The sequence below is a fragment of the Nocardioides eburneus genome, assembly GCF_040838215.1.
GTDB classification, from domain to species: domain Bacteria; phylum Actinomycetota; class Actinomycetes; order Propionibacteriales; family Nocardioidaceae; genus Nocardioides; species Nocardioides eburneus.
This window is the reverse complement of record NZ_JBFPJR010000002.1, coordinates 129,415-150,070: the sequence shown is the minus strand read 5'-3', so window position 1 is coordinate 150,070 and position 20,656 is coordinate 129,415. Positions and strand designations below refer to the sequence as shown.

The window sequence follows — 20,656 nt, the reverse complement described above, 5'->3', positions numbered from 1 at the left end:
CGCCCTATCGAGGAGAGAGAGCCGTGAAGCGCACCGTCTACACCGAGGACCATGAAGCCTTCCGCGCCATGGTGCGTGCCTTCATCGACAAGGAGGTCGTGCCGGTCCACCACGAGTGGGAGGAGGCGGGCCACCCGCCGCGGGAGTTCTACCGACGCCTCGGCGAGGTCGGGCTGCTCGGCATGCAGGTGCCGGAGGAGTACGGCGGCGGGGGCGAGACGAGCTTCAAGTTCAACGCGGTCATCATCGAGGAGTGCGCTCGGGCCGGGGTCGGGTTCGGGAGCTCTTCGGTGCACGCCAACCTGATCCTGCCCTACCTCATGACCTACGGCTCGCAGGAGCAGAAGAAGCGCTGGCTGCCCGGCTTCGCGGCCGGCGAGATCATGACGGCCATCGCGATGACCGAGCCCGGGACCGGCTCCGACCTGGCCAACATCGCGACCAAGGCGGTGCTCTCCGACGACGGTGACCACTACATCCTCAACGGTGCCAAGACGTTCATCACCGGCGGTGCGCTGGCCGACCTCGTGCTCGTGGTCTGCCGGACGAGCCCCTACGACCCCGACGACCGGCGCGCCGGACTGTCGATCCTGTGCGTGGAGTCGGCCTCGGAGGGCTTCGAGGTGGGCAAGAAGCTGCCGAAGATCGGCTTGAAGTCGTCCGACACCGCCGAGCTCTCCTTCACCGACGTCAAGGTGCCGGTCGACAACCTTCTCGGGGAGGAGGGTCAGGGGTTCTCCTACCTCGGACACAACCTGCCGCAGGAGCGGCTCACCATCGCCCTCGGCGGTGCGGCCACCGCGGAGGCGGCGATCGCGCACGCGGTGCGCTACGTCCAGGAGCGCACCGTCTTCGGCCAGCCGGTGGCGTCCTTCCAGAACTCCAAGTTCGTGCTCGCCGAGTGCGCGACGGAGGCGGAGGCCGCCCGGCTGATGGCCGACCGGGCGCTCGACCTCCTCGACGCGGGCGAGCTCAGCGTCGCCGACGCGGCCAAGGCCAAGCTGTTCTGCACCGAGGTCGCCGGCCGGGTGATCGACAAGTGCCTGCAGCTCCACGGCGGCTACGGCTACATCACGGAGTACCCCATCGCTCGCTTGTACGCCGACACCCGGGTATCCCGGATCTACGGCGGCACCAGCGAGGTCATGAAGACCATCATCAGCAAGTCGCTCGGGCTCTGAGCGGCGGAAGGGAACATCACGATGCGTGACGCAGTCATCGTCGACGCCGTACGCACGCCGGTCGGGAAGGGGAAGCCCGGCGGTGCGCTCTCCGGCATCCACCCGGCCGACCTCTCGGCCCACGTCCTGAAGGCCCTCGCCGAGCGCAACGGCCTCGACCCTGCCACCGTCGACGACGTGGTCTGGGGCTGCGTGTCACAGGTGGGGGAGCAGACCGGCTCGATCGGTCGCTACTCCGTGCTCGCCGCCGGCTGGCCCGAGTCGGTCCCGGGTCTCACCATCGACCGGCAGTGCGGGTCCTCCCAGCAGGCGGTCCACCAGGTCGCCGCCGGTGTCATCGCCGGGCAGTACGACGTCGCGATCGCCGGCGGGGTGGAGTCGATGTCGCGGGTGCCGATGGGCTCGACCCGCGCCAACGGCGCCTTCGGCGAGCCGTACGGTCCGCTCGTCAAGGAGCGCTACGGCGTCAACGGGTTCAACCAGGGGCTCGGCGCCGAGATGATCGCCGAGGAGTTCGGGCTCACCCGCGAGCAGCTCGACCAGCACGCCCTGGACTCCCACGCCCGCGCCGCCGCCGCGATCGACGAGGGGCGGTTCAAGGACCAGATCGCGCCGGTCGAGGTGAGGGAGGCCGACGGCGGCACCCGCCTCTTCGACACCGACGAGGGCGTACGCCGCGGCGGCACCCTCGAGGCGATGGCCGGGCTGAGGACGGTGTTCAAGGAGGACGGCGTGATCCACGCCGGCAACTCCTCGCAGATCTCCGACGGCGCGGCCGCGCTGCTGGTCACCACCTCCGAGATCGCCGCCCGGAACGGCTGGACACCGATCGCCCGGTTCCACACCGGCACCGTCGTCGGCGTCGACCCGATCACGATGCTCAAGGGCCCGATCCCCGGCACGAGGAAGGTGCTTGAGCGCGCCGGGCTGACGCTCGACGACATCGGCGCCTTCGAGATCAACGAGGCGTTCGCGAGCGTCACGATGGCGTGGCTGAACGACACCGGGGCCGACGGTGCGAGGCTCAACCCGAACGGCGGCGCCATCGCGCTGGGGCACCCGCTCGGGGGCTCGGGCGCGCGGCTCATGACGACGCTCGTGCACCACATGAGGGACCAGGGGATCCGCTACGGTCTTCAGTCCATGTGCGAGGGCGGCGGCATGGCCAACGCCACGGTCCTCGAGCTGCTCTAGGCCGCGAGGAGGGCGAGTGCGACCCGGTCGCCAAGGCATCATCGACGCCGCTCGACGAGAGTTCGCCGAGCAGGGGTACGCCGGCGCGTCGGTGCGCGACATCGCGCACCGCGCCGGCGTCAGCATGTCGGCGCTCTACTACTGGTACCCGGGCAAGCAGGATCTCCTCGGCGCGATCCTCGAGGAGGATCTCGAGCACTACAACCAGGCCTGTCGCGACGCGGTCGCGGCGGCCGGTGACCGGGCCGCCGACCAGCTGCGGGCGCTGGTCGGGGCCACCGTCCGCTACCGGGTCGACCACCCGGTCCGCAGCTCGGTCGTCCTCTCCGAGGGCCGCAGCCTGCGGCCGGACCAGCAGGCGGCGTACGAGCGCCGGCTCGCGGAGGCCGGTGACCGCTTCCGCGACGTGATCCGGCGAGGGCTCGCCACCGGCGAGTTCACCACCGCCCAGCCCGACGACGCACGCCGCTTCATCCTCGCGGCCTGCAACGACATCGGGCAGTGGTACGACCCGGCCGGTGCCATCGGCGTGGGCGCGCTCGCCGACCGCTACGCCACCCTGGCGCTGACCCTGGTCGGTGCGGTCGCATAGGCCGCGCCTAACGGGCGGATCGCAGCAGGGTCTTTGTGTGCGCCGTCACTGCGGGACTTGAATGGAGAGGTGCCGGAGAACCCTGGTGCAGGCCCACTGCGAGGCCTGCGGATCATCGAGCTGTCCAGCTATGTCGCCACGCCGTTGAGCGGGCTCGTGCTCGGACAGCTGGGGGCCGAGGTGATCCGGGTCGAGCAGCTCGGCGGGGCCCCCGACCGCAGCCGCCTGCCGCGCGCGGCGGACGGCACCAGCCTCTATTGGAGCGGCCTCAACAAGGGGAAGAAGGCGATCGCGGTCGACCTGACCCGGCCCGAGGGCCGCGCCCTCGTCGCCGACCTCGTCGTCGGCGGAGGCGCCGAGCAGACGCCGGGCGGCGGGATCCTGGTGAGCAACACCGACCGCTACCCCGATCTCTCCTACGCCGGCCTGCGTGAGCGCCGGGCCGACGTGATCCACGTGCTGCTGACCGGGCGCCGTGACGGCGGCAACGCGGTCGACTACACCGTGCAGGCCGAGACCGGCTTCGGGTTCGTCACCGGTCCCGCGGACAGTGTGCGTCCGGTCAACTCCGTGGTGCCGGCCTGGGACCTGACCGCCGGCCTCTACCTCGCGACCGGGCTCCTCGCCGCGGAGCGGGAGCGTCGCCTGAGCGGTCGCGGGACCGGGGTCCGGCTCGCGCTGGAGGACGTCGCGCTGGCGGCCGTGGGGGCGCTGGGCTACCTCGCCGAGGCGCAGCTCCTCGGCGTCGACCGGGGCGCGTCCGGCAACGACGTGTACGGCACCTACGGCCGCGACTTCGTCTCCGCGGACGGCGTGCGGTTCATGCTCGTGGTGCTCACCGGGTCGCACTGGCGCCGGCTGCTGGAGGCGACCGGGCTGACCGACGCGATGCACGCCGTGGAGAAGGCGTTCGGCGCCGACTTCGACGACGAGGCCGAGCGCTACCGCTGCCGGGAGGTGATCAGCAGCCTCTTCGAGCGCGCCTTCGCGGACCTGTCGTGGCGCGAGCTCGAGCCGTTGCTGCAGGGCACGAGGGCGCTCTTCTCGGCGTACCGCACCTTCGACGAGCTCGCCGCCGGCCTCGAGCCGGGCGGTCTGCTCAACGAGCTCGACCAGCCGGGTCTTGGACGTCACCTCGCGCCCGGGTCCCCGCTGGTCATGGACGGCCGGCAGGCACCGGCGGTCCCGGCCCCGCGGGTCGGCGAGCACACCGACGAGGTGCTCGGACGCGCCCTCGGCCTCGGTGCCGAGCAGCTCGCCGCGCTGCACGCCGAAGGGCTCGTCGGATGAGCGCCGCGGAGTCGGCGCGGACGCTGCTGTTCGTGCCCGGCACGCGGCCGGAGCGGTTCGCGAAGGCGGTCGGCGCGGGGGCGGACCTGGTCGTGATCGACCTGGAGGACGCCGTGCCCGCCGGCGAGAAGGAGGCCGCCCGCGAGGCGGCCGCCGCCTGGCTCGCCCAGGGCAACCGGGCGGCCGTGCGGGTCAACGCGGCGGACACCGCGTGGCACGCCGCCGACGTCGCCGCGGTCGCCCAGCACGCGGCCGCGGTCGTCCTGCCGAAGGCGGAGGCGGGTGACGCCCTGGCGCTGCTCGGCCGCGCCGCGCCGACGATCGCGCTGCTGGAGACGTCGACCGGCATCCTGGACGCCCGTGCGGTCGCCGGGACGCCGGGCGTCGTACGCCTCGCCATCGGGACCTTCGACCTCGCCGCCGAGTTGGGCGTCGACCCGCTCGACCGGGAGGCGCTGCTCGCCAGCCGCTCCGCGCTCGTGCTGGCGTCGGCGTCCGCGGGACTGGCCGCACCGGTGGACGGCGTCCGCGCGGCCATCGACGACGAGGCCGGCCTCCGCGACGAGACGGCCGCGGCCCGACGGCTCGGGTTCGCCGGCAAGCTCTGCATCCATCCGCGCCAGGTGGCACCGGTCCGCGAGGTGCTCCGCCCGACCGAGGACGAGGTCGCCTGGGCCCGACGGATCCTCACCGTCGTCGACGCGGCCGATACCGGCGGGGTGGCCGACACCGGCGGGGTGGCCGCCATCGACGGCGCCATGGTCGACAAGCCGGTCGTCGACCGGGCCCGCCGGATCCTCGACACCCTCGAGCCGACTCCCGACACCGCCCCTGGGCCCACCCCCGAACAAAGCCCCGAACAGGAGACACGATGAGCCTCACCCCCGATGAGGAGGAGATGGTCGCCCTCGTCCGCGAGTTCGTGGACGAGCGGGTGAAGCCGCACGTCCGTGAGTTCGAGGAGACCGACACCTATCCCGAGGCGTTCATCGAGGAGATGAAGAAGCTCGGCTTCTTCGGCCTGCTGGCGCCGGCCGAGCACGGCGGTGTGGACGTGAGTACGGCGGCGTTCGCGCGGGTCACCGAGGAGCTGGCACGGGGCTGGATGAGCCTTGCGGGGGCGATCGGGGGCCACTCCGTGATCACCTACCTGGTCAAGACCTTCGGCACGCCGGAGCAGCAGGCGGCGTACCTTCCGCGGATGGCGACGGGAGAGGTCCGGGCGACGATGGCCCTGACCGAGCCCAGCGGCGGCTCGGACCTGCAGAGCATGCGGACCCAGGCCACCTACGACGCCGACACTGACGAGTGGGTGATCAACGGCTCGAAGACCTGGATCTCGAACGCCGCCCACTCGGGCCTGATCGGCCTGCTCTGCCGCACGGACCGGGAGGCGAGCCCGGCGCACGCGGGGATGTCGGTCATCCTGGTCGAGCCCGGTGCGGGGCTGGAGGTCAGCCCGAAGATCCCGAAGCTGGGCTACAAGGGTGTGGAGGCGTGCACGCTCAGCTTCGACGCCATGCGGGTGCCCGCCTCGGCCGTGCTCGGCGGGGTGCCGAACGTCGGCTGGGGGCAGATGATGCGCGGCCTCGAGGTCGGTCGCGTCCAGGTCGCGGCGCGTGCGCTCGGCGTGGGCCAGGCGGCGCTGGAAGCGGCGGTGGCCTATGCGCAGCAGCGCGAGAGCTTCGGCAAGCCGATCTGGAAGCACCAGAGCGTGGGGAACCTGATCGCCGACATGGCGACCAAGATGCGCGCCGCACGGCTGCTCACGATCGACGCGGCGCAGCGGCTCGACTCCGGCACGCGGGCCGACCTGGAGGCCGGGATGGCGAAGCTGTTCGCCTCCGAGACCGCGATGCAGGTCGCGCTGGACGCGATGCGGGTGCACGGCGGCTACGGGTTCTCGCGTGAGTTCGACGTGGAGCGCTACTTCCGTGACGCCCCGCTGATGATCCTCGGTGAGGGCACCAACGAGATCCAACGCAACGTGATTGCGGCGCAGGTCATCGCCCGCGACGCTGCTGGACACAACTTCTAGGCGAGAGGCACGCAGATGGTCGGACTGCTCGAGGGAAAGGTCGCGGTCGTCACCGGCGGCGCGCAGGGGATCGGCTTCGCGATCGCGAGACGCTACGTCGACGAGGGCGCCCGCGTGGTGATCGGCGACCTCGACGAGGAGGCGATGGCGAAGGCGGTCGCCGAGCTCGGCGGGGACACGGTTGCGGCGGCGGTGCGCTGCGACGTCACGTCGTACGACGACGTCGATGCGCTCCTGCGGGCCGCGGTCGACACGTTCGGCTCCCTGGACGTCCTCGTCAACAACGCGGGGATCACCCGCGACGCGACGATGCGGAACATGACCGAGGACCAGTTCGACCAGGTGATCTCGGTGCACCTCAAGGGCTGCTGGAACGGCACCAAGCTGGCCTCGCTGATCATGCGCGAACAGAAGAGCGGCGCGATCGTCAACATCTCCTCGATCTCGGGCAAGGTCGGCATGGTCGGCCAGACCAACTACTCCGCCGCCAAGGCCGGCATCGTGGGCCTGACGAAGGCCGCGGCCAAGGAGGTCGCCCACCACGGGGTCCGGATCAACGCGATCCAGCCGGGGCTGATCCGCTCGGCGATGACCGAGGCGATGCCGCAGAAGGCCTGGGACGCCAAGATGACCGAGATCCCGATGGGCCGCGCCGGTGAGCCCGAGGAGGTCGCGAAGGTCGCGCTGTTCTATGCCTGTGACCTCTCCTCCTACATGACCGGCACCGTCGCCGAGGTCACCGGCGGGCGGCTGATGTGAGCACGTCCCAACCGCTCCCAGAGGACTCCTGATGGACTGGGAGCCGCACACCGTCGTCGACGAGGCGCTCGTCGACCCGGCGCCCGTGGCGGCCCTCCAGGTGCTGCTCGACGACGGGCTGCCGCCGGTCGGCCCGGGCGACCCCCTGCCGCCGCTGTGGCACTGGGTCGCGCTGCCGCGCTGGTCGCCGTCGTCGCTCCTCGGCCTCGACGGCCACCCCGCCCGGGGCGGGTTCCTGCCGCCGGTCGAGCTGCCGAGACGGATGTTCGCCGGTGGCGAGGTGACGGTCCACGGCCCGGTGCGGGTCGGGGACGTCGTACGACGGGAGGCGGCTGTCACCTCCGTCGAGCACAAGCACGGCCGGTCGGGTGAGCTGGTCGTGGTCACGGTCGTGACGCGGCACTTCCGCGGTGACGTCCTGGCCGTCGAGGAGACCCAGGACCTGATCTACCGCGGCGCCGGAGGGCGCTCGGCGCCCGAGCCCGTCCGCGAGCTCGCACCGGCGCCGCCGTTGGCCCGGACGGGGGAGTGGACGTGGGCCCTCCGCACCGACCCGTCCCTGCTCATGCGGTTCAGCGCGGCGACGGCGAACGCCCACCGGATCCACTACGACCACCCCTATGCCACGCAGGTGGAGGGCTACCCGGGCCTCGTCGTCCACGGGCCGCTCATGACGATCCTGCTTGCCGAGGTCGCCCGGCTCGAAGGGGTCTCCGGCGTGACGAGGCTGACCCATCGCAACCTGGCGCCGCTGTTCTGCGGCGCACCGGCCACCCTCCGTCGTACCGCGGTCGACGGCGCGGCCACCACCTTCCAGCTCGTGTCCCCGGCTCAGGGCGAGGAGACGCCCCGGACCACCCTGACCCTGTGGGTCGACGAGACCCGCGTCGAGAAAGGAAACGACCGATGAGTGACCAGCGTGAGGTCGTCATCTGCGAGCCCGTGCGGACCGCGATCGGCGGGTACGGCGGCATGTTCAAGAACGTGACCGCGGTCGATCTCGGCGTCGCGGCGCTCACCGGGCTGCTCGAGCGCACCGGCGTCGCGCCGGACCAGATCGACGAGGTGATCGTCGGCCAGTGCAACGCCTCCTCGGAGGCGCCGGCGGCCGCCCGTGTGCTGGCGCTCGACGCCGGCCTGCCGATCACGACGACCGGCTACCACCTCGACCGGCGCTGCGGCTCGGGCCTGCAGGCGATCCTCAACGCGGTCATGACGGTCGCCTCCGGAGGTGCCGACGTGGTCGCCGCCGGCGGCATCGAGTCGATGAGCCAGGCGATCTTCTACTCCACCGACATGCGCTGGGGCGGTGCACGGACCGGCGTACGCGTCCACGACGCGCTGGCGCGGGCCCGTTCGACAGCGGGCGGGCGGGACTACCCGGTGCCGGGCGGGATGATCGAGACCGCGGAGAACCTTCGCAAGGAGTACGCCATCTCGCGCGAGGAGCAGGACCGGCTCGCCCTCCAGTCCCACCAGCGGGCCGTCGCCGCGCAGAAGAACGGCGTCCTGGCGGAGGAGATCGTCCCGGTGACGGTGCGGACGCGCGCCGGCGAGGAGGTCGTCGTGACCGACGAGCACCCCCGCGCGGACGCGAGCCTCGAGACGATGGCGAGGCTGAAGCCCATCATGCTCAAGGACGACCCGGACGCCACCGTGACCGCCGGCAACGCCAGCGGTCAGAACGACGCCGCCTCGCTCTGCCTGGTCACCACCCGCGCGAAGGCCGAGGAGCTCGGGCTGACGCCGATGGTGCGTCTGGTGTCGTGGGGCGTCGCCGGCGTCGAGCCCCGGATCATGGGGATCGGGCCGGTGCCGGCGACCGAGGCGGCGCTCGCCCGCGCCGGGCTCACCTTCGACCAGCTCGACGTGATCGAGCTCAACGAGGCGTTCGCCGCCCAGGCGCTCGCGGTCATGCGTGAGTGGAAGGTCGACCCGTTCACCGACGACCGGATCAACATCCACGGGTCCGGCATCTCACTCGGCCACCCGGTCGGCGCGACCGGCGGTCGGATGGTGGCCTCGCTGGCCCGCGAGCTGATGCGTCGCGAGGCGACGTACGGACTGACGACCATGTGCATCGGTGGCGGCCAGGGCCTGGCCGCCATCTGGGAGAGGACCGCGTCATGACCACGATTGGCAAGGACGGGGCCCCGGGCCTCGAGCAGGTCAGCGCCGAGGACTTCGCCGAGATCCTCACGGCGACCCGGGAGTTCGTGCGTGAGCGGGTCGTGCCGCGCGAGAACGAGATCATGGAGAAGGACGAGATCCCGGCCGACCTGCGTGACGCGGCCGCGGAGCTGGGACTCTTCGGCTACGCCATCCCGCAGGAGTGGGGCGGCCTCGGGCTCAACCTCACCCAGGACGTCGAGCTCGCGATGGAGCTCGGCTACACCTCGCTCGCGTTGCGCTCGATGTTCGGCACCAACAACGGCATCGCGGGCCAGGTGCTGGTCAACTACGGCACCGACGAGCAGCGCAAGGAGTGGCTGGAGCGGATCGCCTCCGGCGAGGTGGTCGCCTCCTTCGCGCTCACCGAGCCCGGCGCCGGCTCCAACCCGGCGGGGCTGAGGACCAAGGCCGTCCTCGACGGCGACGAGTGGGTCATCGACGGCTCCAAGCGGTTCATCACCAACGCGCCGATCGCGGGGCTGTTCGTGGTCTTCGCCCGCACGCGTGAGGCGGCCGGGAAGGACCCGGGCATCGCGGTGTTCCTCGTCCCGGCGGACACACCCGGCGTCGAGGTCGGTCCGCACGACCGCAAGATGGGTCAGGAGGGGGCCTGGACCGCCGACGTCACCTTCACCGGGGTGCGCATCCCGCAGGGCAGTCTCGTCGGCGGCTCCGAGGAGGTCGGCTACAAGGCGGCCATGTCGTCGCTCGCCCGGGGACGCGTGCACATCGCCGCGCTCGCCGTCGGCGCCGCCCGACGCGCCCTCGACGAGGCGGTGGCCTACGCCGCCTCGTCGACCCAGGGTGGGACCCCCATCGGTGACTTCCAGCTCGTCCAGGCCCACCTCGCGGACATGCAGACCGGCGTGCTGGCCGGTGAGGCGCTGGTGCGCGACTGCGCCCGGAAGTACCACACCGGCGAGGACCGGCGGATCGGGCCGTCGGTGGCGAAGCTGTTCTGCACCGAGATGGTCGGCCAGGTCGCCGACAAGGCCGTCCAGATCCACGGCGGCACCGGCTACATGCGTGAGGTGCCGGTCGAGCGGATCTACCGCGAGGTGCGGCTCCTGCGACTCTACGAGGGCACCAGCGAGATCCAGCGGCTCATCATCGGCGGCGGTCTCGTGCGCGAGGAGAAGCGGCGGCAACGTCCCTGACCGGGCGCTGCTCGCGCCCGTCCCGGACGCTCCGTGCGCGCGTCCGCGGTCCGCTCGGTAAGGTCAGGTCGTGAGCACATGGTTCGAACGCAACACCCACCATGTGTCGGAATGGTCGGTGGACGGGCTCCTCGCCCTCAAGGGGAGCCAGCGGGTGAGCCTCGTCGTGCCTGCCAAGAACGAGGCGCCGACCGTCGGAGGCCTGGTCACCAGACTCCGCGCCACCCTCATGGAGACGGCCTCCCTCGTCGACGAGCTGGTCGTCATCGACTCCGACTCGACGGACGCGACCGCGCAGGTCGCGGCCGCCGCCGGTGCCGCGGTCCATGCGTCGGCGGCGATCCGGCCCGAGCTCGGCACCTACCCGGGCAAGGGTGAGGCGATGTGGAAGTCGCTCTTCGTGACCACCGGGGACCTGATCGTCTTCATGGACGCCGACCTCGTCGAGTGGGACACCCACTTCGTCCCGGGCCTGCTGGGCCCGCTGCTGAGCCGTCCCGAGGTCTCGCTCGTCAAGGGGTTCTACCAGCGGCCCGGCGAGCACGGGCTCGACGGCGGGCGCGTCACCGAGCTGGTGGCGCGCCCTCTCATCGCGCTGCTCCACGCCGAGCTCGGCGGGCTCGTGCAGCCGCTCGCCGGGGAGTGGGCCGTACGCCGGAGCCTGTTCGAGTCGCTCTGTGTCCCCACCGGGTACGCCGTCGAGCTGGCCGCGCTGGTCGACACGGTGGCCGCCCACGGGATGGAGGCGATCGCGCAGGTCGACCTCGGCCGGCGCGGTCACCGGCACCAGGACCTGTTCGACCTCGGCGCGATGGCGACCCAGATCATGGCCGCGGCCGCGCGTCGCTGCGGTCGCCCGCAGTCCGACGTGCTCATCCTCGAACAGCACCTGCCCTCCGGTGACGGCATCCGCCGGGCGGCGCGGCCGGTGACGGTGGTCGAGCGCCCTCCGGCCCAGGAGGTGGCATGACGCTGCGCCTGCGCCGCCACACGTTCGCCGACGACCAGCCGTTGATGATGGCGATCGTCAACCGCACGCCGGACTCCTTCTTCGACAAGGGCGCGACGTGGGCCGAGGACGCCGCCTTCGAGCGCGTCGGCACCGTCGTCGAGCAGGGGGCGGAGATCGTCGACATCGGCGGCATCAAGGCCGCGCCGGGCGTCGAGATCCCCCCGGCGGAGGAGAAGGCGCGGGTCGTCGACTTCGTGGCGCGGGTCAGGGAGGCGTTCCCGGACGTGGTGATCTCGGTCGACACCTGGCGCGCCGAGGTCGGCGACGCCGTCTGCCGCGCCGGCGCGGACGTGCTCAACGACGCCTGGGGCGGCGCGGACCCCGAGCTGGTCGATGTCGCGGCCGCTCACGACGCCGCGATCATCTGCACCCACACGGGCGGCGTCACGCCGCGCACGCGGCCCTACCGCGTGGAGTACGACGACGTCGTACGCTCGGCCATCGAGGACACCGTGGCCTATGCCCAGCGGGCCCTCGACGCCGGCGTCGCCTCGGAGTCGATCGTGATCGACCCGGCCCACGACTTCGGCAAGAACACCTTCCACTCCCTCGAGATCACCCGCCGGCTCGGCGAGATGGTCGCCACCGGCTGGCCGGTGCTGGTGTCGCTCTCCAACAAGGACTTCGTCGGCGAGACCCTCGATCTCCCGGTCGGCGAGCGCCTGCTCGGGACCCTGGCAGCCACCTCCGTGTGCGCGCTGGCCGGTGCCCGGATCTACCGGGTCCACCAGGTTCCCGAGACCCGGCAGAGTGTCGACATGGTGTGGTCGATCGCGGGACGTCGGCGTCCCGCCCGGGCGATCCGGGGGTTGCAGTGACCCGGATCGCGCTCGTGCCCGGATGCCTGGCCCTGCTGCCGGCGTACGCCTCGCTCCTCGATCCGGTGCCCGAGCTGCGGGCGGCCTGCGCGACGGCGGTCGCCTGGCTGGGCGAGGACGTCCGGATCGTCGCCGCCGACCAGGGCCGGCGCGTGGCGGAGGCGCTCCTGGCCACCCGGACGGGGGTCGCTGGTGACGGCGGCTCGTCCTATCTGGTCGTCGCCAACGGCGCGGCCACGCGGAGCGAGCGCGCGCCGGGCTACCTCGACGAGCGGGCCTTCGACTTCGACCGCGCGCTCGCCAAGTCGCTCATCGCGCCCGACCCGGCGGCGCTGCGGGCGGTCGACACGGATCTCTCCCACGCGCTGTGGGCCGACGTCGCGACACTGGCCCCGCTCGCCGACCTGCTCGACGCCGCCCACCTGGAGTCGGTCGACTACGACGACGACCCCTACGGCGTGCAGTACTGGGTCCTGCGCTGGGCTTCCTGAGCGTCGGCCGCGCTCGTCAGGAGGGCGTCGTCCGTGCCAGGCTGGGCGGGTGCGCACGGGAGCGAGTGCCGGCATCGAGTTCGAGGTGACCGACGGCGACACGGCGAGAGCGCTGGGGTCCGGCGATCTCGAGGTGCTCGCGACGCCCAGACTCCTCGCCTGGCTGGAGGCCGCCACCTGCGCCGCGGTCGGCGGCCTGGAGCCGGAGCGGACGACGGTCGGCACGCGAGTGGACGTCCGCCACCGGGCCCCATCGCCGGTCGGCGCCGCCGTCGTCGCGACGGCGACGCTGGTCGGCATCGACGGCACGCTGCTCACGTTCGAGGTCGCCGCCAGCGACCCCGTCACCGGGCGCGTCCTCGGTGACGGCACGATCACCCGGGCCATGGTGGATCGCGGCCGGTTCCTCGCACGCCTCGCCGAGGGCTCCTGACACCGTCGGTAGCCGGAGGTAGCGTGCCGAGCATGCCGCGCCGACCGCACGAGAACGTCGCCACCGTCCTGGTGGATCCGTGCGTCCTGGGGGAGCTGGAGCTCGAGCTGATGGCGCTGGATCTCCGGCTCTGGCCCGTCCGGACCGCCCCGGCGTGCGTCGACGGCGCGCGGATGGCGTTCCAGGTGCGCCGCCGCCTCCTGGTGTCCCACCGCGGCGAGTGGGACCTCGCGGCCGAGTGGGTGCCGGTCTGGATCGGCTTCGGTGGCTCGTGGCGCCGCGGCGACGACCCGCTGCCGTGGCGCGCGCACGCAACGCTGTGGCAGGTCCTGGAGTCGTACGCCGACCACGTCCGCTTCCACAAGCGCCTGGGCGGCGTGCCGCGACTGCCCGTTCCCCGCGAGCCCTGAGCCCTGCCCCGAGTCCGGAGCCCGAGTCCGGTTGAGCCTGTGGCGACCCCGACGACCGGCTCCGGACATGGAGCGACCCCGCAGGCGTCTCGGGTCACCCACGGGGTCGGAGTCCGATGATGGAGCCTGGGAACGGTCGGTGTCTGCGGTTCGGGCAAACACGCCCTCCTCGTCTAGACCGGCCCCCGTCGATTTCACCCCTAGGGGTGAAAGGTGGGGGCGAACGCCTCACCCCTCGGGGCCATATCTGCCCCCAGTCGTTCCCAACAGCCGGTGGAGCGGGCAGGTTCGTGGTCATGAGCACCGCGACTTTCCAGGACACCTTCCGTCAGGATCTGCCGCGTGACATCCGCCGGCAGGAGACCACGCGACTCTTCGCCGAGGCTGCCCAGGCAACGGGCATTGAGCGTGACCGCCTCGTCGAGGAGATCATCCTCGTCAACACCTCAGTGGCACGCACCATCGCCAAGCGCTACGCGAACCGCGGCGTCGCTCTCGAAGATCTCGAGTCCGTCGCCTACCTCGCCCTCGTGCGCGCGGCCCAGAAGTTCGACGGCGACAAGGGCGAGGACTTCCTTGTCTACGCCGTCCCGACCATCAGGGGCGAGATCAAGCGTCACTTCCGCGACCACGGTTGGGTCGTCCGACCGCCGCGACGCGTGCAGGAGCTGCAGGCCGACGTCGTCCGGGTGCGCGAGTCCCGCGACGGTGAGGCCGACGCCGCCGAGATCGCCGACGAGCTCGGCGTCGGCGTCGCCGACGTCAACGAGGCGCTCGCCGCGAAGGGCTGCTTCACGCCGGCCTCCCTCGACGCCCCGGCGCGGGCGGGTGACACCGAGTCCGCCACCCTCGGGGAGCTGCTCCCCACGCTCGACGAGGACCTCGCCCGCGCCGAGACCCGCGCTGTGCTGGGATCTGCGCTGGCGCGCCTGACCGATCGCGAGCAGACGGTCGTGCAGATGCGGTTCGTCGACGACCTCACGCAGGCCGAGATCGGCGAGCACATCGGTGTGACCCAGATGCAGGTCTCCAGGATCCTCAAGCAGGTCCTCAACAAGCTCCGCACGGCGCTGGCGGAGGCGGACGTAGTGGCTGCCTGACCCCCCGAAGGCAGCGGCTCGGTCCGGGTGGTGGAAGGTCCGGCCCCTCGATGGCGAGGGGCCGGACCTTCGTCTTCGAGGGGCCGTTCATGAACCGTCCACTGCTCGTCCATGGGTCCTTCGCCCTCTGTTCACCGGCCTTCACGGGTCGTTCGGCCCGAGGGTCCCGGGACCTTGGTCCCGTTGCCGGAACCATGCGTTCCGCCGGTGTGGGAGACCGGCTCCGCCTCTGGCATTGTCTCCCCCATGGATGCACGCCATGGCTGACCAGCCGATCCGTCTCGCGATCGTCACGCGCCAGGAAGTCGTCGCCCGCGGGCTGACTGCCATGCTGTCCGACTACCCCGACCGCGTGATCGTCACGGTGATCCCCAGCGTCCGCAGCAAGGCTGCGGGCGTCGACGTCGTGCTCTACGACAGCATCGGGCTCCACAACGACGACGGCGGCGATCTCGAGCACCTCATCCGCAACACCGAGGCCAAGGTCCTCTTCTACAGTCGCGACATGCGGCCCGACCTGCGTGCCCGTGCGCTCGCCATGGGCGTGCACGCCTGGGTCTCGATGTCGTGTCACGCCGTCGACCTCGTGGAGGCGGTCGAGCTGACCGCGGCCGGCGAGTCGCTGCCGGACCAGGAGGAGCGTCTCGGTCAGGACGTCGGGCTCTCGCCGCGCGAGGTGGAGATCCTGGCCCTGATCACCCAGGGCCTGTCCAACCAGGAGATCGCCGACCGGCTCTTCCTCACCGTCAACACGCTCAAGAGCCACATCCGCAGCACCTACAAGAAGATCGGTGCCGTCTCGCGGCCGCAGGCGGTCGCCTGGGGGATGCAGCACGGATTCGCGCCCCCCGACAGCACGGACGCGGCGGGAAGCTGGCTCGTCGGCTCCTGAGTCCGCGGCCCGGGTCGGCAGAACTGGTCGTACCCCGGGCGAATGAGGAACGTCCGGCTCCGGGTACTACGCATCTGCGTCCAGTTCGGGTGACCTGTGCCACAGGTCGGGACACACCGCATCCTGGTCGCAGCCGCCGTCCGACACCTCGCGGTGCGGGCGGCGGTCTGCGTGGAGCGGCACGGCGCGCCGGACCAGCCAGACTCGCTAAATAAAATCGAATCACTAGACTTATGTGCGTGACCACCCTTCCACGCACTTCGCCCCCGGCCGCCGACCTCGGTGTCGACCGGTCCCGACGCGTCGCCGTGATCGGCGGTGGCGCCAGCGGGACGCTCACCGCCCTCAACGTGTTGCGCGCCGCGCCGGGCCACGTGGGCGTCACCGTCTTCGAGGCCTCCGGTCGGATCGGGTACGGCGTCGCGTACGCCACCACCGACCGTCGGCACCTCCTCAACGTGCCCGCCCGCAACATGTCGGCGTTCCCGGACGCTCCCGCGGATCTGGTCGAGTGGGCGCGCGCGAGCGGTCGCGACGTCGACCCGGCTGACTTCCTCCCGCGCGCCGACTACGCCGTCTACCTCCGGGACCGCCTCCGGGCGATCAGCCGCCGGCACCCGGGCCGCCTCGCCACCGTCGGCGAGCAGGTGGTCGATCTCGAGCCTCTCGACGGCGCCTTCGTGGTCCGCACCGCCCGCGGCACGCAGGAGGCGTACGACGCCGTTGTGCTCGCCTACGGCAACGCCGCCCCCTCGTGGCTGAGCGTCGGTGGCGAGCCTCTGCCTCAGGCGCCGTGGCACGTCGCGAACCCCTGGGACCTGTCGTGGATCACCGCGCTCCCACCCGACGCGACCGTGGTCATCGTCGGGACCGGCCTGACCGCGGTGGACACGGCGATCAGCGTGCTCGAGGACGCGCCCGGTCGGCGGGCGGTGATGGTGAGCCGCCACGGTCTGGTGCCCGAGGCGCACGCCGCGCCGTGCTCGCCCGCCATGTCGACCGGCTGGGTGACGCCCGTGCCACCCGGGCCGCTGACCGCCGACGGGATCGCCGCGCTCGTCGCCGAGCAGCTGCGTGCCGCGGCGGCACGGGACGTGGACTGGCGGGTCGTCGTCGACGGGCTGCGCGGTCCCACGCAGTCGATCTGGGGGCGGCTGGACCTCGCCGAGCGTCGTCGGTTCCTCGCCCGTTACGCCCGTCGTTGGGAGGTGCGGCGCCACCGGATGGCGCCCGGGGTGGCGGCGCTGCTCGACGGCTACCGCGCGGCGGGGCGGCTCGAGATCCTCGCCGGTGGGCTGAGCGCGGTCGCGTGCGGCGGGGCGGCCGGCGTGGACGGTGCGGACGGGGCGGCGGTGCAGGTCGAGGTCGGTGGACGTGTCGTCGGCGCCGATGCGGTGGTCAACTGCACGGGCCCTCTCATCGACGTCGAGCGCGCCGACAACCCTCTCCTGGCCGCGCTGCTGCGCCGCGGTCTCGTCGCCCCGGACCCGCTCCGTCTCGGGCTCTCGTGTACGCCGGCGGGCGAGGTCCTCGGCCGCGACGGCCGGGTCCCCGGCCTCTTCACCGTCGGCCCGCCGCGCAAGGGCGTGCTCTTCGAGACCACCGCGATCCCGGAGATCCGGGTCCAGGCCGCCGAGGTGGCCGGGCTCGTCGGTGCCCCGCACTCCTGATCGCGGCGCGCGACGTCGGCCCGCGCGCTCGGCTGCCGGAGACGACGAGGGCACGGTCGCCAGTGTTGGCGACCGTGCCCTCGTCGTACGACGGACGGCGACTCAGGCGCGGTGGGCGCCGCCGTTGGTCGAGGTGAGCTCGGTGGTCGGCGGCGCGACGATCTGGAGCGCCTTGGCCGTGCGGGTCATCGTGGCGAGCGCGAGCTGGGGGTCGTCGGAGAGCGGTGAGCCCGCGCTCGGGACCATGGCCGTCAACTGCGGCCGCCAGGCCTCCCAGCGGTCGGGGAAGCACCTCTTCATCAGGTCGATCATGATCGGCGCCGCGGTCGACGCGCCCGGCGAAGCGCCGAGGAGGCCGGCGATCGAGCCGTCGGCAGCCGCGATGACCTCGGTGCCGAACTGGAGCGTGCCGTCGGGTCGGATCACCTGGACGCGCTGCCCGGCGGTGATCTTCTCCCAGTCGGCGCTCTTCGCGCCCGGGTAGAAGTCGAGGAGGTCCTTGAACTTCTTCGAGGCGCTCGCGAGCAACTGCTGGATGAGGTAGACCGTCAGCGGCACGTTGTGGATCGCGGTCTTCAGCATCGGGACCAGGTTGTGGGCCTTGATCGAGCGGAAGAGGTCGAGGAGCGAGCCCTTCTTGAGGAACTTCGGGCTCCAGCCGGCGTACGGACCGAACATGAGGTAGGTCTTGTCGCCGACGACACGGGTGTCGAGGTGGGGCACCGACATCGGTGGGGCGCCGACCGCGGCCTTGCCGTAGACCTTGGCCTGGTGCTGCTGCACCAGGGCCGGGCTGGAGGTGCGCAGGAACTCGCCCGAGACCGGGAAGCCGCCGAAGCCCTTGATCTCCTTGATGCCGGCCTTCTGCAGCAGTGGCAGGGCGTAGCCGCCGGCGCCGACGAAGACGAAGTCGGCGGTGTAGTGGAACCGCTCGCCGGTCACGCGCCGGCCGGTGACGTGCCAGCTCCCGTCCATCGTCTTGTGGACGTCCTTGACCTCGGTGCCGAGCTCGAGCTGCGCGCCCTTCTCGACGAGGGCGTCGGTCAGGATCTGGGTCAGGGCGCCGAAGTTCACGTCGGTGCCCTGGGCGGAGTACGTCGCGGCGATCGGCTCCGTGCCGGTGCGGCCCTCGAGCAGCAGCGGCGCCCAGCCCCGGATGACCTCCGGGTCGTCGCTGAACTCCATGCCGGCGAAGAGGGGATGGTCCTTGAGCGCCTCCCAGCGGCGGCGCAGGTAGTCGACGTTGTCGGCGCCCCAGACGAAGCTCATGTGGGGCGTGGTGTGGATGAATGCCGTCGGGTCGGGGATGCGGCCGTTCTCGACGAGGAAGGTCCAGAGCTGTCGCGAGATCTGGAACTGCTCGTTGACCGTCACCGCCTTGGCGATGTCGACGGTCCCGTCCGGACGCTCGGCCGTGTAGTTGAGCTCGCAGAGCGCGGAGTGGCCGGTGCCGGCGTTGTTCCACGGTCCGGAGGACTCCTCGGCGAGCTTGTCGAGGCGCTCGAGCACGCGGATGGTCCAGGTCGGCTCCATCTCTTGGAGCAGAACGCCCAGCGTGGCGCTCATGATGCCGCCACCGATCAGCACTACGTCGCGAGGTTCGTCCACGGTTCCTTTGTCTCGCTTTTGCGTCCGCAAGGGAAATCGGAGCCTGCCCGGCGGGCAGGTTTGTGTGGAAGATCACGATCCCACATCCCCGGTTCCCGCGGTATGGTGGGGCGACTCTGTGATCTGGGGCACACTTCTGGTAGAGAATGCGCATGGAGTCGTACGCCGCCGGAGACACCACCCTGCCGCTGCTCGAGGAGACCATCGGCGCCGCGTTCGAGCGGATCGTCGCGGCCCATCGTGATCGCGAGGCCATGGTCGAGGTGGCGACCGGCAAGCGGTGGACCTGGAGCGAGCTCGACGGGGACGTCGACGCGGTGGCCCGGGGCCTGTTGGCGATGGGGGTCGACCAGGGCGACCGGGTCGGGATCTGGGCGCCGAACTGCGCGGAGTGGACCATCGCGCAGCTCGCCACCGCGAAGATCGGGGCGATCCTGGTCAACGTCAACCCCGCCTACCGCACCCACGAGCTGGCCTATGCCGTCAACCAGTCGGGCATGCGGTTCCTGCTCGCGGCGACCCGCTTCAAGACCAGCGACTACGCGGCGATGGTCGAGCAGGTCCGGCCGCAGTGCCCCACGCTCGAGCGCGTCGTCTACATCGACGGTCCGGACTGGAACCGGCTGCTCGCCGAGGGGGAGGAGGTGCCGCTCTCCGCCGTACGCGAGCGGATGGCGGGGCTCGATCCCTACGACCCCATCAACATCCAGTACACCTCCGGCACGACCGGATACCCCAAGGGCGCGACGCTCAGCCATCGCAACATCCTCAACAACGGCTTCTTCGTCACCGAGACGATCGGGCTGACCGCCGAGGACCGGCTCTGCATCCCGGTGCCGTTCTACCACTGCTTCGGCATGGTGATGGCCAACCTCGGCTGCGTGACCCACGGCGCGACGATGGTCATCCCGGGCCAGGCCTTCGACCCGGCCACGACGCTCCGGGCGGTCCAGGACGAGCGCTGCACGGTGGTGTACGGCGTCCCCACGATGTTCATCGCGATGCAGAGCCATCCGGACTTCGCCTCCTTTGACCTCGCCTCGCTGCGGTCGGGGATCATGGCCGGGTCGATCTGCCCGGTCGAGGTGATGAAGCGCTGCATCAACGAGATGAACATGGCCGGTGCCTCGATCGCCTACGGCATGACGGAGACGTCGCCGGTCTCCTGCCAGACCCGCGCCGACGACGACCTCGACCGTCGTACGGCGACGATCGGGCGCGCCGCGCCCCACGTCGAGATCAAGATCGTCGACCCGGTGACCGGTGAGACCGTCCCGCGAGGCGAGCCGGGGGAGTTCTGCACCCGGGGCTACTCGGTCATGCTCGGCTATTGGGACGACCCGGAGAAGACCGCCGAGGCGATCGACGACGAGGGCTGGATGCACACCGGCGACCTCGCGACGATGCGTGAGGACGGCTACTGCGTCATCGTGGGCCGCATCAAGGACATCGTCATTCGGGGTGGTGAAAACATCTATCCACGGGAAGTCGAAGAGTTCATGTACTCCCATCCCGACATCGAGGACGTCCAGGTCGTCGGGGTCCCCGACGAGAAGTACGGCGAGGAGCTGTGTGCCTGGGTGCGGATGCGCGCCGGCGCCGAGCCACTCGACGCCGAGAAGGTGCGTGCCTTCGCCACCGGCAAGCTCGCGCACTACAAGATCCCGCGCTACGTCCTGGTCGTCGAGGACTTCCCGATGACCGTCACGGGCAAGATCCGCAAGGCGGAGATGCGAGAGCGCTCCGCAGAGGTCCTCGGGCTCTAGCTCCGGCCGGGATGCCGCGGGGCTGACTGACGCGCCAGTCACTGCGCTGGGCCGCAGGCCGTGAAGGGCGGCA

The 20,656-nt window shown here is 71.5% G+C and carries 20 protein-coding genes; 19 read left to right on the top strand and 1 reads right to left on the bottom strand.

Annotated elements, in window-relative coordinates:
• Positions 1 to 23 precede the first annotated feature (23 nt).
• The 18 genes from AB3X52_RS01790 (at position 24) to AB3X52_RS01705 (ending at position 17,209) form a co-directional block, all read left to right on the top strand.
• Positions 24 to 1,181 (top strand): acyl-CoA dehydrogenase family protein, encoded by a 1,158-nt coding sequence (locus tag AB3X52_RS01790; protein WP_367990984.1) that lies wholly within the window; start codon positions 24 to 26, stop codon positions 1,179 to 1,181.
• A 21-nt stretch (positions 1,182 to 1,202) separates the two neighbouring features.
• Positions 1,203 to 2,375: a thiolase family protein gene (locus AB3X52_RS01785; RefSeq protein ID WP_367990983.1), complete on the top strand. Its 1,173-nt coding sequence runs from the start codon at positions 1,203 to 1,205 to the stop codon at positions 2,373 to 2,375.
• 16 nt (positions 2,376 to 2,391) lie between these two features.
• Complete coding sequence (locus AB3X52_RS01780) at positions 2,392 to 2,967, top strand: TetR/AcrR family transcriptional regulator (protein ID WP_367990982.1); 576 nt, start codon at positions 2,392 to 2,394, stop codon at positions 2,965 to 2,967.
• A 69-nt stretch (positions 2,968 to 3,036) separates the two neighbouring features.
• Positions 3,037 to 4,257, top strand: a complete 1,221-nt coding sequence (locus AB3X52_RS01775) for a CoA transferase (RefSeq protein WP_367990981.1) — start codon at positions 3,037 to 3,039, stop codon at positions 4,255 to 4,257.
• Positions 4,254 to 5,132, top strand: coding sequence for an HpcH/HpaI aldolase/citrate lyase family protein (locus AB3X52_RS01770; protein WP_367990980.1), 879 nt, complete (start codon positions 4,254 to 4,256; stop codon positions 5,130 to 5,132). The genes AB3X52_RS01775 and AB3X52_RS01770 overlap by 4 nt, the downstream gene beginning before the upstream one ends.
• Complete coding sequence (locus tag AB3X52_RS01765) at positions 5,129 to 6,295, top strand: acyl-CoA dehydrogenase family protein (RefSeq protein ID WP_367990979.1); 1,167 nt, start codon at positions 5,129 to 5,131, stop codon at positions 6,293 to 6,295. The genes AB3X52_RS01770 and AB3X52_RS01765 overlap by 4 nt, the downstream gene beginning before the upstream one ends.
• Positions 6,296 to 6,310: 15 nt before the next feature.
• Entirely contained in the window at positions 6,311 to 7,054 is a 744-nt protein-coding gene (gene fabG, locus AB3X52_RS01760) for a 3-oxoacyl-ACP reductase FabG (protein WP_367990978.1), read from the top strand.
• Positions 7,055 to 7,085: 31 nt separating this feature from the next.
• On the top strand, positions 7,086 to 7,964 hold the full coding sequence (locus tag AB3X52_RS01755; protein WP_367990977.1) for an HTD2 family dehydratase: 879 nt from the start codon (positions 7,086 to 7,088) through the stop codon (positions 7,962 to 7,964).
• Positions 7,961 to 9,184: an acetyl-CoA C-acetyltransferase gene (locus tag AB3X52_RS01750; RefSeq protein ID WP_367990976.1), complete on the top strand. Its 1,224-nt coding sequence runs from the start codon at positions 7,961 to 7,963 to the stop codon at positions 9,182 to 9,184. The genes AB3X52_RS01755 and AB3X52_RS01750 overlap by 4 nt, the downstream gene beginning before the upstream one ends.
• On the top strand, positions 9,181 to 10,383 hold the full coding sequence (locus tag AB3X52_RS01745; RefSeq protein WP_367990975.1) for an acyl-CoA dehydrogenase family protein: 1,203 nt from the start codon (positions 9,181 to 9,183) through the stop codon (positions 10,381 to 10,383). The genes AB3X52_RS01750 and AB3X52_RS01745 overlap by 4 nt, the downstream gene beginning before the upstream one ends.
• Before the next feature lie 70 nt (positions 10,384 to 10,453).
• Positions 10,454 to 11,353, top strand: a complete 900-nt coding sequence (locus tag AB3X52_RS01740) for a glucosyl-3-phosphoglycerate synthase (protein ID WP_367990974.1) — start codon at positions 10,454 to 10,456, stop codon at positions 11,351 to 11,353.
• A complete protein-coding gene (folP, locus tag AB3X52_RS01735) occupies positions 11,350 to 12,213 on the top strand; it encodes a dihydropteroate synthase (protein ID WP_367990973.1) in 864 nt (287 codons plus the stop codon). The genes AB3X52_RS01740 and folP overlap by 4 nt, the downstream gene beginning before the upstream one ends.
• Positions 12,210 to 12,704, top strand: coding sequence for a class III extradiol ring-cleavage dioxygenase family protein (locus AB3X52_RS01730; RefSeq protein ID WP_367990972.1), 495 nt, complete (start codon positions 12,210 to 12,212; stop codon positions 12,702 to 12,704). The genes folP and AB3X52_RS01730 overlap by 4 nt, the downstream gene beginning before the upstream one ends.
• A 49-nt stretch (positions 12,705 to 12,753) precedes the next feature.
• Positions 12,754 to 13,137, top strand: coding sequence for a thioesterase family protein (locus AB3X52_RS01725; protein WP_367990971.1), 384 nt, complete (start codon positions 12,754 to 12,756; stop codon positions 13,135 to 13,137).
• Positions 13,138 to 13,169: 32 nt separating this feature from the next.
• A complete protein-coding gene (locus AB3X52_RS01720; RefSeq protein WP_367990970.1) occupies positions 13,170 to 13,547 on the top strand; it encodes a hypothetical protein in 378 nt (125 codons plus the stop codon).
• Between the two features lie 296 nt (positions 13,548 to 13,843).
• Positions 13,844 to 14,647, top strand: coding sequence for a sigma-70 family RNA polymerase sigma factor (locus tag AB3X52_RS01715; protein ID WP_367990969.1), 804 nt, complete (start codon positions 13,844 to 13,846; stop codon positions 14,645 to 14,647).
• A gap of 259 nt (positions 14,648 to 14,906) precedes the next feature.
• The gene (locus AB3X52_RS01710) at positions 14,907 to 15,539 is read left to right on the top strand and encodes a LuxR C-terminal-related transcriptional regulator (RefSeq protein ID WP_367990968.1); all 633 of its coding nucleotides are present in this window, start codon (positions 14,907 to 14,909) and stop codon (positions 15,537 to 15,539) included.
• A 239-nt stretch (positions 15,540 to 15,778) separates the two neighbouring features.
• On the top strand, positions 15,779 to 17,209 hold the full coding sequence (locus AB3X52_RS01705; protein WP_367990967.1) for an FAD/NAD(P)-binding protein: 1,431 nt from the start codon (positions 15,779 to 15,781) through the stop codon (positions 17,207 to 17,209).
• Positions 17,210 to 17,311: 102 nt separating this feature from the next.
• Here AB3X52_RS01705 and AB3X52_RS01700 read toward each other — a convergent pair whose 3' ends face one another.
• A complete protein-coding gene (locus tag AB3X52_RS01700; protein WP_367990966.1) occupies positions 17,312 to 18,847 on the bottom strand; it encodes a malate:quinone oxidoreductase in 1,536 nt (511 codons plus the stop codon).
• Positions 18,848 to 18,969: 122 nt separating this feature from the next.
• Here AB3X52_RS01700 and AB3X52_RS01695 point away from each other — a divergent pair, with 122 nt between their 5' ends.
• Entirely contained in the window at positions 18,970 to 20,583 is a 1,614-nt protein-coding gene (locus AB3X52_RS01695) for an AMP-binding protein (RefSeq protein ID WP_437440524.1), read from the top strand.
• Positions 20,584 to 20,656 lie beyond the last annotated feature (73 nt).